This window comes from Nonomuraea sp. NPDC049684 (assembly GCF_044465345.1).
In the GTDB taxonomy this organism is placed as follows: Bacteria; Actinomycetota; Actinomycetes; order Streptosporangiales; family Streptosporangiaceae; genus Nonomuraea.
Genome location: NZ_JBITLO010000011.1, coordinates 60,670 through 75,732 on the forward strand (window position 1 = coordinate 60,670; position 15,063 = coordinate 75,732).

At 70.3% G+C, this 15,063-nt stretch carries 12 protein-coding genes; 7 read left to right on the plus strand and 5 right to left on the minus strand.

Annotated elements, in window-relative coordinates; translation table 11 throughout:
- Positions 1–54 precede the first annotated feature (54 nt).
- Positions 55–681 (plus strand): TetR/AcrR family transcriptional regulator, encoded by a 627-nt coding sequence (locus tag ACIBST_RS30680; RefSeq protein ID WP_397176709.1) that lies wholly within the window; start codon positions 55–57, stop codon positions 679–681.
- On the plus strand, positions 678–2,096 hold the full coding sequence (locus ACIBST_RS30685) for an MFS transporter (protein ID WP_397176711.1): 1,419 nt from the start codon (positions 678–680) through the stop codon (positions 2,094–2,096). The genes ACIBST_RS30680 and ACIBST_RS30685 overlap by 4 nt, the downstream gene beginning before the upstream one ends.
- Before the next feature lie 214 nt (positions 2,097–2,310).
- Here ACIBST_RS30685 and ACIBST_RS30690 read toward each other — a convergent pair whose 3' ends face one another.
- Complete coding sequence (locus ACIBST_RS30690; protein ID WP_397176713.1) at positions 2,311–3,252, minus strand: DUF5996 family protein; 942 nt, start codon at positions 3,250–3,252, stop codon at positions 2,311–2,313.
- A gap of 91 nt (positions 3,253–3,343) precedes the next feature.
- Between ACIBST_RS30690 and ACIBST_RS30695 the strand changes: the two genes are divergently transcribed.
- Positions 3,344–3,742 (plus strand): MerR family transcriptional regulator, encoded by a 399-nt coding sequence (locus tag ACIBST_RS30695; RefSeq protein ID WP_397176715.1) that lies wholly within the window; start codon positions 3,344–3,346, stop codon positions 3,740–3,742.
- Here ACIBST_RS30695 and ACIBST_RS30700 read toward each other — a convergent pair.
- On the minus strand, positions 3,729–4,928 hold the full coding sequence (locus ACIBST_RS30700; RefSeq protein ID WP_397176716.1) for a hypothetical protein: 1,200 nt from the start codon (positions 4,926–4,928) through the stop codon (positions 3,729–3,731). The genes ACIBST_RS30695 and ACIBST_RS30700 overlap by 14 nt on opposite strands.
- Before the next feature lie 112 nt (positions 4,929–5,040).
- The gene (locus tag ACIBST_RS30705) at positions 5,041–6,672 is read right to left on the minus strand and encodes a dolichyl-phosphate-mannose--protein mannosyltransferase (protein ID WP_397176717.1); all 1,632 of its coding nucleotides are present in this window, start codon (positions 6,670–6,672) and stop codon (positions 5,041–5,043) included.
- 79 nt (positions 6,673–6,751) lie between these two features.
- Between ACIBST_RS30705 and rsmI the strand changes: the two genes are divergently transcribed.
- Positions 6,752–7,594: a 16S rRNA (cytidine(1402)-2'-O)-methyltransferase gene (gene rsmI / locus ACIBST_RS30710; protein WP_387676853.1), complete on the plus strand. Its 843-nt coding sequence runs from the start codon at positions 6,752–6,754 to the stop codon at positions 7,592–7,594.
- Positions 7,595–7,599: 5 nt separating this feature from the next.
- Positions 7,600–9,177 (plus strand): dolichyl-phosphate-mannose--protein mannosyltransferase, encoded by a 1,578-nt coding sequence (locus tag ACIBST_RS30715; protein ID WP_397176719.1) that lies wholly within the window; start codon positions 7,600–7,602, stop codon positions 9,175–9,177.
- Here the strand turns inward: ACIBST_RS30715 and ACIBST_RS30720 are convergent.
- Complete coding sequence (locus ACIBST_RS30720) at positions 9,113–10,600, minus strand: hypothetical protein (protein ID WP_397176720.1); 1,488 nt, start codon at positions 10,598–10,600, stop codon at positions 9,113–9,115. The genes ACIBST_RS30715 and ACIBST_RS30720 overlap by 65 nt on opposite strands.
- A gap of 160 nt (positions 10,601–10,760) precedes the next feature.
- Here ACIBST_RS30720 and ACIBST_RS30725 point away from each other — a divergent pair, with 160 nt between their 5' ends.
- Both ACIBST_RS30725 and metG read left to right on the plus strand, forming a co-directional pair.
- The gene (locus ACIBST_RS30725) at positions 10,761–11,981 is read left to right on the plus strand and encodes a glycosyltransferase (protein ID WP_397176722.1); all 1,221 of its coding nucleotides are present in this window, start codon (positions 10,761–10,763) and stop codon (positions 11,979–11,981) included.
- A gap of 119 nt (positions 11,982–12,100) precedes the next feature.
- Positions 12,101–13,882, plus strand: a complete 1,782-nt coding sequence (metG, locus tag ACIBST_RS30730; RefSeq protein ID WP_397176724.1) for a methionine--tRNA ligase — start codon at positions 12,101–12,103, stop codon at positions 13,880–13,882.
- Here the strand turns inward: metG and ACIBST_RS30735 are convergent.
- Entirely contained in the window at positions 13,827–15,056 is a 1,230-nt protein-coding gene (locus ACIBST_RS30735; RefSeq protein WP_397176726.1) for an FAD-dependent monooxygenase, read from the minus strand. The genes metG and ACIBST_RS30735 overlap by 56 nt on opposite strands.
- Positions 15,057–15,063: the final 7 nt, after the last annotated feature.

The window sequence follows — 15,063 nt, forward strand, 5'->3', positions numbered from 1 at the left end:
CGGCGACGGTCGTGCCCTTGACGGAGTGAGTACTCACTCCGTATCGTCGCCGGTATGACGAACGAGACGAGCCGGCGGAGAGCACCGGCGATGAGCCCGGAACGACGCCGCGAGATGATCGTGAGGGCCGCACTCCCCCTGGTGGTGGAGTACGGCACCTCCGTGACCACCGCCCAGGTCGCCCGCGCGGCCGGCATCGGCGAGGGCACGATCTTCCGCGCCTTCGGCGACAAGGAGGCACTGCTGGCCGCCTGCATGGCCGAGGCGCTGCGCCCCGACGACACCCTCGCCCACGTGTCCGCGATCTCCCTCGACCTGCCGCTGGCCGACCGGCTGGTGGAGGCCGCCGAGGCGCTGCGCGGCTACCTGGCCAGGATGGGCGCGGTCGCGGGCGCCCTCGCCACCACCGGCGGCCTGCGCCGGCCCGCCCCCGCAGGCGAGTCCCGCGCGGAAGGCGAGCGGCCCGGGTCCGGGCGGGAGGAGTCGATGGCGGCCTCCCGCGAGGCCCTGGCCGGGCTGTTCGAGCCCGAGCGCGACCGGCTCAGGCTGGCCCCCGAGCGCCTGGCCGAGGCGTTCCAGTTCCTGGTGATGGCGGCCGGCCGCGGCCCGTCCCCGCTGGGTTCGGACGAGCTGGTGGACCTGTTCCTGAACGGCGCGCTCGCGGCGGGCGACCGCCCTTGACCGACCTCTACGAGGACCTCGCGCCCCGCCGCCGCGCGGCGGCCACCTTCGCCTTACTCGGCTGCGCCTTCCTGGGCATGCTCGACGGCACCGTCGTCGGCACCGCGCTCCCGCGCATCGTCGCGCAGGTCGGCGGCACCACCTCCTGGTACGTCTGGCTGATCACCGCCTACCTGCTCACCTCGTCCGTGAGCGTCCCCATCTACGGCCGCTTCTCCGACCTGTACGGCCGCCGCCGCCTCCTCCTCTCCGGCATCGCGATCTTCCTGACCGGCTCCCTGGCCTGCGGGCTCGCCGGCTCGATGGAGGTCCTGATCGTCAGCAGGGCCGTCCAGGGGGTCGGCGCGGGCGCGCTGCTCACCCTGGGCATGGCCCTGATCCGCGACCTCCATCCGCCGCACCGCGGAGAGGGCCTGATCCGCATGCAGACCCTGCTGGCCGCGATGATGATCGTCGGGATGGTCGGCGGGCCGCTGCTCGGGGGCCTGCTCGCCGACCACGCGGGCTGGCGCTGGGCGTTCCTGGTCAACCTGCCCGCCGGGGCGCTCGCGGCCGCGCTGATCGCGCTGCTGCTGCCCGACCGGCGTCCGCCGCGCGCCTCGGGCAGGCTCGACGCGGCCGGGATCGCGCTGCTCACCGCGGGCCTGTCGCTGGTGCTTGTCGGCCTGAGCCTCAAGGGCAACACCGGCCGCGGCTGGAGCGATCCGGCCGTGCTCGGCTCGCTGCTCGGCGGGGTGGCGCTGCTGGTGGCGCTCGTCCCCGTCGAGCGGCGGGCGGACACGCCGGTGCTGCCGCCGCGGCTGATGCGCCGCCGCACGTACGCGGCGCTGCTCGCGGGCGGGTTCTTCTTCCAGGTGGCGGGGCTGCCCGCGGGCGTGCTGCTGCCGCTCTACCTCCAGCACGTACGCGCCTACTCGGCCACGGTCTCCGGCCTGCTGCTGCTCCCGATGCTGGTGGGCATGATCGCCGGGAACCGGCTGACGGCCGTCCTCGTGCTGCGGTCCGGCCGCACCAGGCCGGTGCTGCTGGCCGGGGCGGCGCTGGTCACCGCCGGCACGCTCGCCTTCGCCGCGCTCGGGCCGCGCACCTCGCCGTACCTGGTCGGGGTCTGGCTGCTGCTCGTGGGGCTCGGCACGGGTCCGGCCATGGGCGGGCTCACCATCGCCACGCAGGGGAGCGTCCCGCACGCCGACATGGGCACGGCCACCGCGGGCTCGGCGTTGTCGAAGCAGCTCGGCGGCTCCTTCGGCCTGGCCTGCGCCCAGTCGCTCATCGGCGCGCAGGTCAGCGCGGCGGCCGTGGGCTCCACCGTCGCCTGGACCGGCGGTGTCGCGGGCCTGCTGGCCTTCGCCGTCCTGCTGCTGGTCCGCGAGAGCGGGCTGCCGGCCCGGCAGCCGGCCGCCGCCCGGACCTGAGCGGAGTCGGGGGGCACACGGGGAATGTTCCTGGGGGGACCCCCGTTACATAAACCGTGACCGGTGTGTCCAGTGTCCCCGGGCCTCACCTATTGCCTTCGCGGACTACCGTTCGGCTGGAGCCGCGTTGCGCCTTTCGCCGAGAGGCGACCTGCACACCGGTACACGCACACGTGAAAGCCCGCCCTCTCCGGAGGGCGGGCTTTCGCGTCGTTCAGGCCGGGCGGTTCTTCACGTAGTACGGGTCGGTGATGCCGCCGGGGCAGGCCAGCTCCTCGGCGTCCAGGTGGGTCAGCTTGGCCCCGGCCTGGTAGGCGCTCTGCAGGAACTCCAGCACGCCCGCCACGGGATCGCCCATGGCCCGCACGTCGTCGTAGCGCAGCACGGCCAGATGGCTGCCACGCGCGGGCAGCCACTCGGCCTGCTCGGGCAGCAGCGGCTCCCGCTCCAGCCCCTCCGGCTCGGGCGCGGTGTAGGAGTAGAACGCCGGCCAGGGCCGTTCCTTGTCGCCGAACCAGAACCCCGCGCTGATCACCTCCCGGCTGTACGCCTCCCGCGTGACCGGGTCGGCCTCCTCCGGCACCTCGGCCGGACGTCCGGTGAAGCGGGTGACCGCGATGTCGAAGGTGTGCCAGAAGTGGTGCACCGGGCTGATCTTGCCGCCGAAGTCCGCGGCGAACCGGTCGAGCAGCTGCGCCACCTGCGACAGGATCCGCCAGTACCGGTTGATCAGGACGGGGTCATAGTGCGCGTGGCGGGTGTCCTCGGCGAACGGCGTCTCGTCGTCCAGGTCGTAGGGCACCGCCCAGATCTCCGGCCGGATCCCCAGGTCGGCCAGCGTCTGGAAGAGCCGGGACTGGAACGCGGCCACCGACAGCCCGATCATGCTGAACTCGGCGCTGCGGCCGTCCAGCACGTCGATCACCAGGCGGTGGCGGACGAGGTCGAAGTCCACGCAGAACAGCGGCTGCTCGCCGAGCCCGCCCATGGGACGCGTCGTCAGGCCGCGCCCCGTCAGATGGAACGGCACCTGCCACCAGTGGTTACGCCGGTTACTCACCGTCAGCCGGATTTTCCCGACGATCTGCGCGAAGCGGTGGAAGGTCTCCTTGGTGTCGGCCCACTCTTCGAGTGGCATGGCCGGAAAGAGCTCCATGTGTCCATCGTAACTACGCTGCGTAACCATTCTTCGGTGGGTCTCCGCTAATATCCGGCTTGAAGGGTGGTTCAAGTCGAGGAGCCGGGGCATGCGGGACACGTTGATCGACATTGGCGAGGTGGCCAGGCGTACCGGGCTGGCCGCGTCCGCGCTGCGCTTCTACGAGCGCAAGGGGCTCATCGAGGCCGAGGGCCGCAACGGCCTGCGCCGCGTCTACCTGCCCGAGACGCTCGACCGGCTGGCGCTGATCACCTGCGCCCGCGACGCGGGGTTCACGCTGTCGGAGATCGCCGAGTTCCTGCGCGCCCGGCCGGCCGACACGCGGCTGCGCGAGCGCATGGCCGCCAAGGAGCGCGAGGTCGACCAGCGGGTGCAGCAGCTCACCCGGCTGCGCGACAGCCTGCGCCACGCCGCCGTGTGCGAGCACGACCCGCTGGTCGAGTGCCCCGAGTTCAAGCGCGCCGTGAAGGCCGTCAACCAGAGCTGACGTACTTGCGCGGGCGCAGGGCGTGGGCGCGCAGCGCGGCCAGGGCCGCGTACTGGCCGGGCCGGTCCATCCGGACGACCAGGTCGTCGCTGTAGGCCAGGCCCAGCGCGGTGAGCTGGGAGACCAGGTCGGCGACCGGCGCGGTGACGTCGTCGAGGGTCGTGGCCGGATGCCAGCCCTCACCGCCCACCACCTCGGCCACCCGTTCGCGCAACTGGGCGGGGGACATCAGGACGCCGTCGGCCAGCAGCATGAGCGTGGCCTCGCGGGCCGAGACCTCGAACTCGTGCTCGCCCCTGGCCAGCAGCAGCCGGGTGACCGCCTCCCACATGGCCTCCGGCGAGCCCAGCAGGTGCCGGCCGTAGTCGGTGATGGCCAGCCGGGCGCCGTCGCGGCTGATCGCGCCGAGCTCGCGCTCGGCCAGCCCGCGCAGCCGCAGCGCCGCGGGCGAGGGGGCCAGCCGGAGCGGCAGGCTGCCCTCGGAGGCGGCCAGGGACAACAGCTTGCGCAGGGCGGGCAGGGGCTGCGGCGTGACCGGCGCGTGCAGGCGCACCTCGAACGGCTGCGCCAGCTCCCGCCTGGCCGGGCCGCGGCCGAGCACCCAGCGGTTGAGCCGTTCGCCGTGCACGCGGTTGAGCCAGCTGTCGCCGCCCAGCTCGGCGCGGGGCTCGGTGAGCCAGCGGCGGGTGAGCGCGGTGCGGTCGAGGTCGTCGCCGGCGACGATCGCCAGTTCGAGCGCCGCGGAGCAGGCCACGTGCGCGCCCAGCTCCTCCGGGCCCATGATCATGCTCCATTGCAGCTCGGGCACGTCGGGTGGGAGCACGCCCGTGGCCTCCAGGGCCTTCTGGTAGGCGCTGGTGCCGGCGTCCTCGCCCTCCTGGGCGTAGGTGCGCAGGATCTGCGCGGTGGTGGGGGACACGCACAGGGCGGCGTAACGTTCCATGCCGCCGAGTTGCAGCAGCCGCCCGAGCGAGCGGGACAGGCGTTCGTGGTCGCCTCCGGGCCGGAGCGGGCCCACCTTGATCGGAAGCGTGTACCAGAGGAACTCGCAGACGTCGAGCTGGGTCACCGTCTCCAGCGGCTCCCCACCCGTCAACCATTCGACGGCGGTCCTGGCCTCCTCGGCCAGGTCCGGCTGAGATCGCTCCAACTCGGCGAGAAGGGCGGTGACATCCGGTGCACTCATGCCTCGAAGTTTGCCGTATCGAACCCAGCTATGACGATGACCGAATGCGGTGCGTATTGGGTCTTGCACAGCGACTACCCTACGAAACCGATGTTTACCTACAGTGAGCGGGTCAGATCCATCGTTTGTCGAACAGCATCCGGGCCTTCCACTCGGTGTACGGGATCACCTCGGCGGACAGGATCGGGTGCAACCACCAGAAGTTGATCAGTGCCAGCAGCGCGTACGCGCCGACCACCGCGGCCCCCAGCGTGCGGCGCATCGGCATGGCCCCGCTCTCCGTCGGCGTGGCGGGCCCGATGAGCAACCCGGCGCACAACGTCAGCGCCAGGATCATGAACGGCACCATGGGGATCGCGTAGAACAGGAACATCGTGCGGTTCTCGGAGATGGCGAAGTAGAACCAGGGCAGCCACCCCATCGCGTACGCCAGCAGCACGGCCCCCGCCCGCCAGTCGCGCGAGGAGACGTACCAGGCGATCAGGGCCACCAGCGCGGCCAGCGCGCCGAACCAGATCACCGGCGTGCCCACGCCGAGCACCGCCTCCGAGCAGTCCTTGGCCCCGCAGACGTTCTGCTTGCCCTCGTAGAAGAAGGCCACGGGACGCAGCAGCAGCGGCCACTGCCAGGGCTCCGACATGTACGGATGGGACGTCTCCAGCCCGTTGTGGAAGGAGAAGACCTGCCACTGGTACTGGACCCATGAGCGCATGGAGTCGAACAGGAAGAAGAAGGGGCCGGAGGAGGTGGCCTGGTCCCAGTTGCGGCCGTAGCCGTTCGCGGAGGCGAACCAGCCGGTCCAGGTGGCCATGTAGGCCACGAAGGGGATGACGGTGAAGGACAGCAGGGCGTGGGGGAGGTCTTTGTTCCAGGCTCCGGCGTAGGGGCGTTTGAGTCCGATGGCTCGGCGGGCGCCGAAGTCCCACATGAGGGACATGATGGCGAAGGCGACGGCGAAGGCGAGTCCGGACCATTTGACGGACATGGCGAAGGCGAGGCAGACGCCGGCGGCCAGCCGCCAGGGGCGGGCCCCGAGCCAGGGGCCGTGGGGTGTGACGGGCGAGTTCTCGTACCAGGCGACGAGCCGTTCGCGGGCCCGGTCGCGGTCGACCACCAGGCAGGCGAACGCGGCCAGCACCCAGAACATGAGGAACACGTCCAGCAGCGCGGTGCGCGACAGCACGTAGTGCAGGCCGTCGAGGGCGAGCAGCAGACCGGCGAAGCAGCCCAGCAGCGTGGAGCGGGTCATCCGGCGCGCCACCCGGGCCAGGACCAGGATCGACAGCGTGCCGACCAGCGCCGCGGCGAACCGCCACCCGAACGGGTTGAGCCCGAACAGCCACTCACCCGCGCCGATCATCCATTTGCCGAGCGGGGGGTGCACCACGTACGAGGCGCACTTGTCGAGCGTCTCCTGCGTGCACGACTGCCAGATGTCGGTCTTCCCGGCCAGGATCGCCTTGTCCGCGTCTTTGATCGTGACGCGCTCGACGCCCCAGTTGATCAGGGAGAAGGCGTCCTTCATGTAGTAGGTCTCGTCGAACACCACGGCCCGCGGGTGGCCCAGGTTGACGAAGCGCAGGATGCCGCCGAAGAGCGTGACCAGCAGCGGGCCGACCCACCCCCACAGGACGCTGCCACGCATGGGGGGGATCACCCGGTCACGCAGGGACCGCGTCTGCGATTGGCTCTCGCCGACCTCCGGGTTGTCGTAGGCCTGGTACGGGGAATCGGTCACCGCCATTCGGACATCGTACGGGCCCCAAGCCGTTAGGTACTGCAAGAATCACGGTCTAATTGGTATGCCCTGCCACAATGGTCGGGTGACTGGAGAAGGCAGGTTGGTGCTGGCCGGAGCCCCCATCGGTCAGGCGGGTGACGTCTCGCCGCGGCTGAGGGAGGTGCTCGCCGACGCCGACGTGGTGGCCGCCGAGGACACCAGACGGCTGCGCAGGCTCGCCACCGAGCTGGGCGTGGAGATCAGTGGCCGGGTGGTGTCCTACTACGACCAGAACGAGGCGGGCCGCGCCCAGGAGCTCGTCGAGGCGCTGAGACAGGGCCGCACGGTCGTGGTCATCACCGACGCCGGGATGCCCGGGGTGTCCGACCCCGGCTACCGCCTGACCCACCTGGCGGTCGAGGCGGGCATCACGGTGACCGCGCTGCCGGGGCCGAGCGCCGTCACCACGGCCCTCGCCGTGTCGGGGCTGGCCAGCGACAGGTTCTGCTTCGAGGGCTTCCCGCCGCGCAAGACCGGCGACCGGGCGCGGCGGCTGTCCGCGCTGGCGGCCGAGGAGCGGACGATGGTCTTCTTCGAGGCCCCCCACCGGCTGGCCGAGTCGCTGGGCGCGATGGCCGAGGCGTTCGGGCCCGACCGGCCCGCCGCCGTCTGCCGCGAGCTGACCAAGACGTACGAGGAGGTGCGCCGCGGCGGTCTCGGCGAGCTGGCCGAGTGGGCCGCGGGCGGCGTCAAGGGCGAGATCACCGTGGTCGTCGCGGGCCGCGTGCCGGGGGCGGGCGAGCCCGACATGGACGAGCTGGTCGCCGAGGTCGACCGCCGGGTGGCCGAGGGCGAGCAGCGGAAGATCGCCATCGCCGACGTGGCCAAGGGCGCGGGCGTGCCGAGACGCGAGCTTTATGACCTGGTGCACAAACGCATAGGGTGATCGACATGGGGGAGACGGCACGACGGCTGGTCCCGCCGTTCCAGGGGCGGCCCCTCTTAGGCTGGGCGGGGCCGCTGCTGGTCGCCCTCTTCGGCGGGCTGCTGCGTTTCCTCCGCCTCGGTGAGCCGAAGGCCGTCGTCTTCGACGAGACCTACTACGCCAAAGACGCCTGGTCCCTGCTCAGGCACGGCGTCGAGCGCGCGATGCTGGGCGACGCCAAGAACCCGGTCGCCGACCGGCGGCTCATCGCCGGGAACCTGGACATCTTCCGCCAGTGCCCCCGGTCGTCCGACTGCGCCTCGTTCGTCGCGCATCCGCCGCTGGGCAAGTGGATGATCGGCGCGGGTGAGTGGCTGTTCGGGATGAACCCGTTTGGCTGGCGGTTCGCCGCGGCGCTGGTCGGCACGCTGTCGATCCTGGTCCTGGCGCGGGTGGCGCGCCGGATGACCCGTTCGACGCTGCTGGGCTGCTTCGCCGGTCTGCTGCTGGCGCTCGACGGCCTGCACTACGTGCTGTCGCGGACCGCGCTGCTGGACGTGTTCCTCATGTTCTGGGTGCTGGCCGCGTTCGCCTGCCTGGTGGTCGACCGCGACCGCGCCCGCGAACGGCTCGTCGCCTGGTACGAGAACTCGCCCGTCACACCCCACGGCCCCTGGCTCGGTGCCCGCCCCTGGCGGCTGGCCGCCGGCGTCTGCCTCGCCTTCGCCATGTCCGTCAAATGGTCCGGACTCGCCTTCGCCGTCGCCTTCGCCATCATGTCCCTCATGTGGGACTTCGGCGCCCGCCGAGCCATCGGACTCAAACGCCCCTACGCCGGAGCCTGGAACAAAGACCTCCCCCACGCCCTGCTGTCCTTCACCGTCATCCCCTTCGTGGCCTACATGGCCACCTGGACCGGCTGGTTCGCCTCCGCGAACGGCTACGGCCGCAACTGGGACCAGGCCACCTCCTCCGGCCCCTTCTTCTTCCTGTTCGACTCCATGCGCTCATGGGTCCAGTACCAGTGGCAGGTCTTCACCTTCCACAGCGGGGTGCACGAGTATCACCAGTACATGTCCGACCCCTGGACGTGGCCGCTGCTCGTCCGCCCGGTGTCGTTCTACTACCCCGCCGACGTGCCGCCGTCGGCGTGCGGGGCCTCCGCGTGCGCGCAGGCGATCCACGGGGTCGGCACGCCCGCCCTGTGGTTCGGCGCGCTGATCGCGCTGGCGGGCACGGCCGTCCTGTACGTCAGGAGGCGCGACTGGCGGGCCGGGGCGGTGCTGCTGGCGTACGGGATGGGGTGGTTGCCCTGGTTCTACTACGCCCTGGCCGACGACCGCACGATGTACCTGTTCTACATGCTGCCGGTGGTGCCGTTCATGGTGCTGGCGGTGGTGCTGATGGCCGGGCTCGTGCTCGGCCGGGCCGACGCGCCGCCCACGCGCAGGGCCGTCGGGGCGGCGTTCGCGGGCGCGTTCGCGATGATCGTGCTGATCAACTTCTGGTGGCTGCAGCCGGTGCTCACGGGCGAGACGCTCACGCAGGCACAGTGGTGGGCTCGGATGCTGATGCGCTCTTGGGTGACCGCCGCCCCCAAGTGACGCCCTTGCGCAGCGTGATGGCCGCCGCGATGCAGGCCAGCGGGACGGCAGGCAGCACGTAGCGGTAGTCGAACTCGGCCGTCGCCGCCGGGGCCAGCAACAGCCCGAACGCCCCCAGCCAGGGCAGCGCCACCGGGCCGCCGAACCTGCGCCAGCGGACGACGATGCCGTACAGGCCGATCAGCATGATGCCGCCGAGCATGATGCCGCGCAGGTAGAAGATCTTCTGGTAGCCGCTCATGATATCCGCCCACGGGTGGACGATCCTGGTCTCGGGCGGGCCCTGCTCGTAGCTGAACGCGTCGGTGTCGGTGTGGCCGCCCCCGTAGGAGGACCACTTCGGCAGGCGCTTGGGCCGCCCGGTGTCGTCCACCTCGTAATAGGGCTTGAACTGGTACATGTTGTACGTCGACTCGTCCGGGAAGCGCGGCCGTCCCCAGTGGAAGGAGCGGAAGAAGTCGCGCGCGACCACCTTCAGGTAGTCGCCCGGCTGGGACAGGATCGCCCGCGTCGCGAACGCGCTGGCCGCGTCGTTGGTGATGCCGCTGAACTTCTTGTTGATGCCCCACCGGTGGAGGACCTCGCCGGTGCCCGTGCCGTCGCCGTTGCCCTGACCCCACAGATACCACTGTGCGTAGTCTTTGCGCTGGTTGACCGGGTCGTTGATGCACAACAGGAGGAGCTGGACCTCTTTGTACTTGTCGATCTTCATCTCGTTGCAGTCGGCGAAGATCGCGGTACGCATGTAGAGGATGAGCCCGTCGCTGTTGGTCATGGCGAATTTGCCGTAATTTGTAGAAAACCACCCCATATAGCTAAGTACGGGAACCGCGCACGCCGCGATGACCGCCACGATCGGCCGCCACCCCGTGCGCTGGACGATCAGGTAGAGCACCACGAGCCCGAGGATCGGCATGCCGATCGACCGGGTCAGCCAGGTCAGCGCGAGCAGCAGCCCGACCACGATCCCGGCCCGCCACGACAGCCGCCGCTTCCACAGCACCAGCGTCACCACGCCCACGACCAGCAGCGTGAACAGGGTGTCGGACATGACCATCTGCTCGAGCTGGATCTGGTAGGCGTCGAACAGCACCGGCGCCGCCGCCAGCGTCGCCCCCCACTTGGGCAGCGCGAACTTGCAGCGCAGCAGGGCGTAGATGAGCGCGGCCGCGGCCAGGCCCATCAGGTGCTGCGTGAAGATGGCCAGCGTGAAGCTGTGGAACGGCTTGAGCAGCATCAGCCAGAAGCTGTAGCCGTCGGGCCTGATCGGGTGGGGCCTGGGGTGCAGCGCCACGTTGACGTACTCGTAGGAGTCGTTGAACCACATCGCCGGGCCGTAACCGAGCATGGTGATCAGCCGCAGCACGGCGCCGACGCCGAAGGCCACGGCGAACACGCGATGACGGCGCACGAGGGACAGCACGCGAGCTGCCCGGCCAGGAGCGGAGTGGTCCACAGGGGTAATCTCCGCGACGCTCACCATGCTGTAAAGAATGCCAGTCGTTTTTAGGTCTTGACCCGAGCACGCCGGGCACAGGGCATGATGGTTCACTGGAAGAGCCTTATTACTGAAGGGTTGAGACGTGGAACTGACGGTGGTCATGCCCTGCCTCAACGAGGCGGAGACCGTGGAAGTCTGTGTGCGCAAGGCATTGGCGTGCATGGAGGAGCACGGAATCGAAGGGGAAGTCCTGATCGCCGACAACGGCAGCACGGACGGCTCGCAGCAGCTCGCTCGTGATGCCGGCGCCCGTGTCGTCCACGTCGACGAGAAGGGCTACGGCAACGCCCTCATGGGCGGCATCCGCGCCGCCCGCGGCAAGTACGTGATCATGGGCGACGCCGACGACTCCTACGACTTCACCTCGTTGCTCCCGTTCGTCGAGCAGCTCCGCGACGGCGCCGACCTCGTGATGGGCAACCGCTTCAAGGGCGGCATCGCCCCCGGGGCCATGCCCCCGCTCCACCGCTACCTGGGCAACCCGGTGCTGTCGTTCATCGGCCGGCTGTTCTTCCCGTCGGCCATCGGCGACTTCCACTGCGGCCTGCGTGGCTTCCGGCGCGACTCGATCCTGCGCCTGCACCTCCAGACCGGCGGCATGGAGTTCGCCTCCGAGATGGTCGTCCGCTCCACGCTGTCCGGCCTCGACGTGCGCGAGGTGCCCACCACGCTCTCGCCCGACGGCCGTTCGCGCCCGCCCCACCTGCGCTCCTGGCGCGACGGCTGGCGCCACCTGCGCTTCCTGCTGCTCTACAGCCCCAAGTGGCTGTTCTTCTACCCCGGCGTGTTCCTCATGGCCCTCGGCCTGGTCGCGGGCACGGCGCTGACGTTCGGGCCGGTGGAGATCGGCGAGCTGGCCTTCGACGTCGACACCCTGGTCGGGTCGTCGGCGCTGGTCGTGATCGGCTTCCAGGCGGCGCTGTTCGCGGTGTTCACGAAGGTCTACGCGGCCGAGGAGGGCTTCCTGCCCGAGTCGCGGCGGATCCGGAAGATCATCGACATCGTGACCCTGGAGAAGGGCCTCGTGGTCGGCGGCCTGCTGGCGCTGGCCGGTCTCGTCGGCCTGGTGATGTCGCTGGTCCACTGGCAGGTGCGCAGCTTCGGCGCGCTCGACCCGCGCGAGTCGCTGCGCATGGTCGTCCCGGCCGCCACGGCGCTCGTCATGAGCTTCCAGACGATCTTCGCCTCGCTGTTCATCAGCATCCTCGGCATCCGCCGTACCAAGGAGAGCTCGATCGACGTGGCCGCCAAGGCGGCCGAGGAGGCCGCCGAGGCGGTCTCCCTGGAGAAGTCCAAGCGCTAGGGTCCTCCGCGTCCCGGTGGGAGCCGGCGCCGGCCACGTGCCGGCGCCGGCTTCCGTCTTTCCGCGTGGGGGTTGGGGGTTTGGACGAGGAGCAGGGCCGCGCCCCGTAGGCTAAGCACATGTCCCAGCACATCTTGACCGCCGTCGCGTGGCCGTACGCTAACGGCCCCCGCCACATCGGGCACGTCTCGGGTTTCGGCGTGCCGTCCGACGTCTTCAGCCGCTACCAGCGGATGGCGGGCAACAAGGTGCTGATGGTGTCCGGCACCGACGAGCACGGCACTCCGATCCAGGTGCAGGCCGACAAGGAGGGCGTCAGCGCCCGCGAGCTGGCCGACCGGTACAACAGGGTGATCGCCGAAGACCTGACCGGCCTCGGGCTCTCCTACGACCTGTTCACCCGGACCACGACGAAGAACCACTACGCCGTCACGCAGCAGATCTTCAAGGGCCTCTACGACAACGGCTACATCTTCCCCAAGACCACGATGGGCGCGATCTCGCCCTCGACCGGCCGTACCCTGCCCGACCGCTACATCGAGGGCACCTGCCCCATCTGCAGCTACGACGGCGCGCGCGGCGACCAGTGCGACAACTGCGGCAACCAGCTCGACCCGATCCAGCTCATCAACCCCAAGAGCCGCATCAACGGCGAGACCCCCGTCTTCGTCGAGACCGAGCACTTCATGCTCGACCTGCCCGCCTTCGCCGAGGTCCTGGGCTCCTACCTGCAGTCCAAGCAGGGCGAGTGGCGGCCCAACGTGCTGAAGTTCGCCCTCAACCTGCTCGGCGACCTCCAGCCCCGCGCGATCAGCCGCGACCTCGACTGGGGGGTGCCGATCCCGCTGGAGGGGTGGCGCGACCAGCCCAACAAGCGCCTCTACGTGTGGTTCGACGCGGTCATCGGCTACCTGTCGGCCTCCATCGAGTGGGCCAGGCGCTCCGGCGACCCCGACGCCTGGCGCCAGTGGTGGCAGAACCCCGACGCCCGCGGCTACTACTTCATGGGCAAGGACAACATCGTCTTCCACGCCGAGATCTGGCCGGCGATGCTGTTCGGCTACAGCGGCATCGGCGCGCGCGGCGGCTCGCCCGGCGCGCTCGGCGCGCTCGACGTGCCGTCCGAGGTGGTCTCCAGCGAGTTCCTGACGATGGAGGGCAAGAAGTTCTCCTCCTCCAGGCAAGTAGTAATTTACGTACGCGACTTCCTGGCGCGTTACGACGCCGACGCCCTGCGCTACTACATCGCCGTGGCCGGCCCCGAGAACCAGGACACCGACTTCACCTGGCAGGAGTTCGTCAACCGCAACAACGGCGAGCTCGTCGCCGCCTGGGGCAACCTGGTCAACCGGTCGATCTCGATGGCCTCCAAGAACTTCGGCGTCGTGCCCGAGGCCGGCGACCTGACCGACGCCGACCGGGCCATGCTGGAGCGCTCGCGCAACGCGTTCGCCCCGGTGGGCGCCGAGCTGGGCAGGTCGCGGTTCAAGAACGCGATCACCGAGGCGTTCGACGTCGTCCGCGAGGCCAACAAGTACCTGGCCGAGCAGGAGCCCTGGAAGCTCAAGGACGACACCGAGCGGCAGAAGTCGATCCTCCACGTCGCCCTCCAGGTCGTCGACGACGCCAAGACGATGCTCACGCCGTTCCTGCCGGGCTCGTCCAACAAGGTCTTCTCGATGCTCGGCGGCCAGGGCGTCTGGTCGGGCATGCCGGAGATCCGCGAGGTCGACGAGGACGGCGGCGCCCCCTACCCCGTCATCACCGGCGAGTACGACGGCGCCGCGCGCTGGGAGCACCGGCCGATCAAGCCGGGCACCCCGCTCGCGCCGCCCGTGCCGCTGTTCAAGAAGCTCGACCAGAAGGTCGTCGAAGAGGAGCTTGGCCGGCTGGCCGACTGAGGCCGTAGTCCTTGAGCGTGATGGCGGAGGCCGTCTTCCTGACGGACTTCGCCATCATGCCCTTCCACGGCAGATACGGCATGATCTTGTAGTTCTGGTTCATGAACCAGGCCATCAGCCGGCTCTCCGGCACCATGAACTTGCTGACGCCCACGGCCGACTTCTGGCAGCCGGTGGCGTAGGCGCGCACCTCCTGCTCGTAGCGGGCGAACGCGGTCCGGTGGTCGCCGCCGGCCGCGGCCAGTTCGCCCGCCAGCACGTACGCGCCGATCAGCGCGAGGCCCGTGCCCATGCCCGACAGCGGCGACGGGCAGCAGGCGGCGTCGCCGATCAGCACCACCCGGCCGCGCGACCACGCGTCCAGGTGCACCTGGCTGGTCGAGTCGAAGTAGAAGTCGTCCGCGTCCCACATCCTGCGCAGCAGCTTCGGCGTCTCCCAGCCGACCCCCCGGTACGCCTCGGCCAGCAGCTCCTTCTGGCGGGCGACGTCCCGGCGGTCGTGCTCCAGCGGCGGTGAGCCGAAGTAGAACATGGCCTTGGCCTCGGTGTTGTTCCTGGCGCTGTAGAGGCCGACCGTCTTGCCCGGCGTGCTGTAGAGCAGGCCCGTGTGGTCGAGGTTCAGGTAGTTGTCGAGGGTGAACACCGCGCAGTAGAGCCCGAGGTGGCTGGTGACGGCGGCCTCCGGCGCGTCGAAGGCCAGCGAGCGCACGTTGGAGTGCAGGCCGTCCGCGCCCACCACGAGGTGGAACCTGCGCGTCGCGCCCCGCTCGAACGTCACCGTCACCCCGTCCGCGTCCTGGGCGAGGGAGGTGATGGAGTCGCCGAAGACGTACTCGGCGCGGTCCTTGGTGGCGTCGTAGAGGATGCGGGCCAGGTCGCCGCGGAGGATCTCGACGTCGCCGGAGAACAGGTCGCCGGGCACGGAGGCGAGCTTCCTGCCGGACTCGTTGACGTACGACATGTCGCCCATGTGGGTCTGGAGGCGTTCGACGTCGGCGAGGACGCCGAGCGCGCGCAGCGCGGTCATGTGCGCCTCGCCGCGGAAGTCGACGGAGTAGCCGCCCTCACGCAGCGCGGGGGCGCGCTCGACGACGGTGACGCGGTGGCCGGAGCGGATGAGGTGGAGGGCCAGGGCGGGGCCGGCGACGCTCGCGCCGGAGATCAGGATGTCCATGCCCCAG

Excerpts from the sequence above, each read along its gene's own strand:
- metG (WP_397176724.1), top strand. The coding sequence starts at position 12,101 with ATGTCCCAGCACATCTTGACCGCCGTCGCGTGGCCGTACGCTAACGGC.
- ACIBST_RS30690 (WP_397176713.1), bottom strand. The coding sequence starts at position 3,252 with ATGGAGCTCTTTCCGGCCATGCCACTCGAAGAGTGGGCCGACACCAAG.
- ACIBST_RS30700 (WP_397176716.1), bottom strand. The coding sequence starts at position 4,928 with ATGAGTGCACCGGATGTCACCGCCCTTCTCGCCGAGTTGGAGCGATCT.
- ACIBST_RS30705 (WP_397176717.1), bottom strand. The coding sequence starts at position 6,672 with ATGGCGGTGACCGATTCCCCGTACCAGGCCTACGACAACCCGGAGGTC.
- ACIBST_RS30715 (WP_397176719.1), top strand. The coding sequence starts at position 7,600 with ATGGGGGAGACGGCACGACGGCTGGTCCCGCCGTTCCAGGGGCGGCCC.
- ACIBST_RS30735 (WP_397176726.1), bottom strand. The coding sequence starts at position 15,056 with ATGGACATCCTGATCTCCGGCGCGAGCGTCGCCGGCCCCGCCCTGGCC.
- ACIBST_RS30695 (WP_397176715.1), top strand. The coding sequence starts at position 3,344 with ATGCGGGACACGTTGATCGACATTGGCGAGGTGGCCAGGCGTACCGGG.
- ACIBST_RS30680 (WP_397176709.1), top strand. The coding sequence starts at position 55 with ATGACGAACGAGACGAGCCGGCGGAGAGCACCGGCGATGAGCCCGGAA.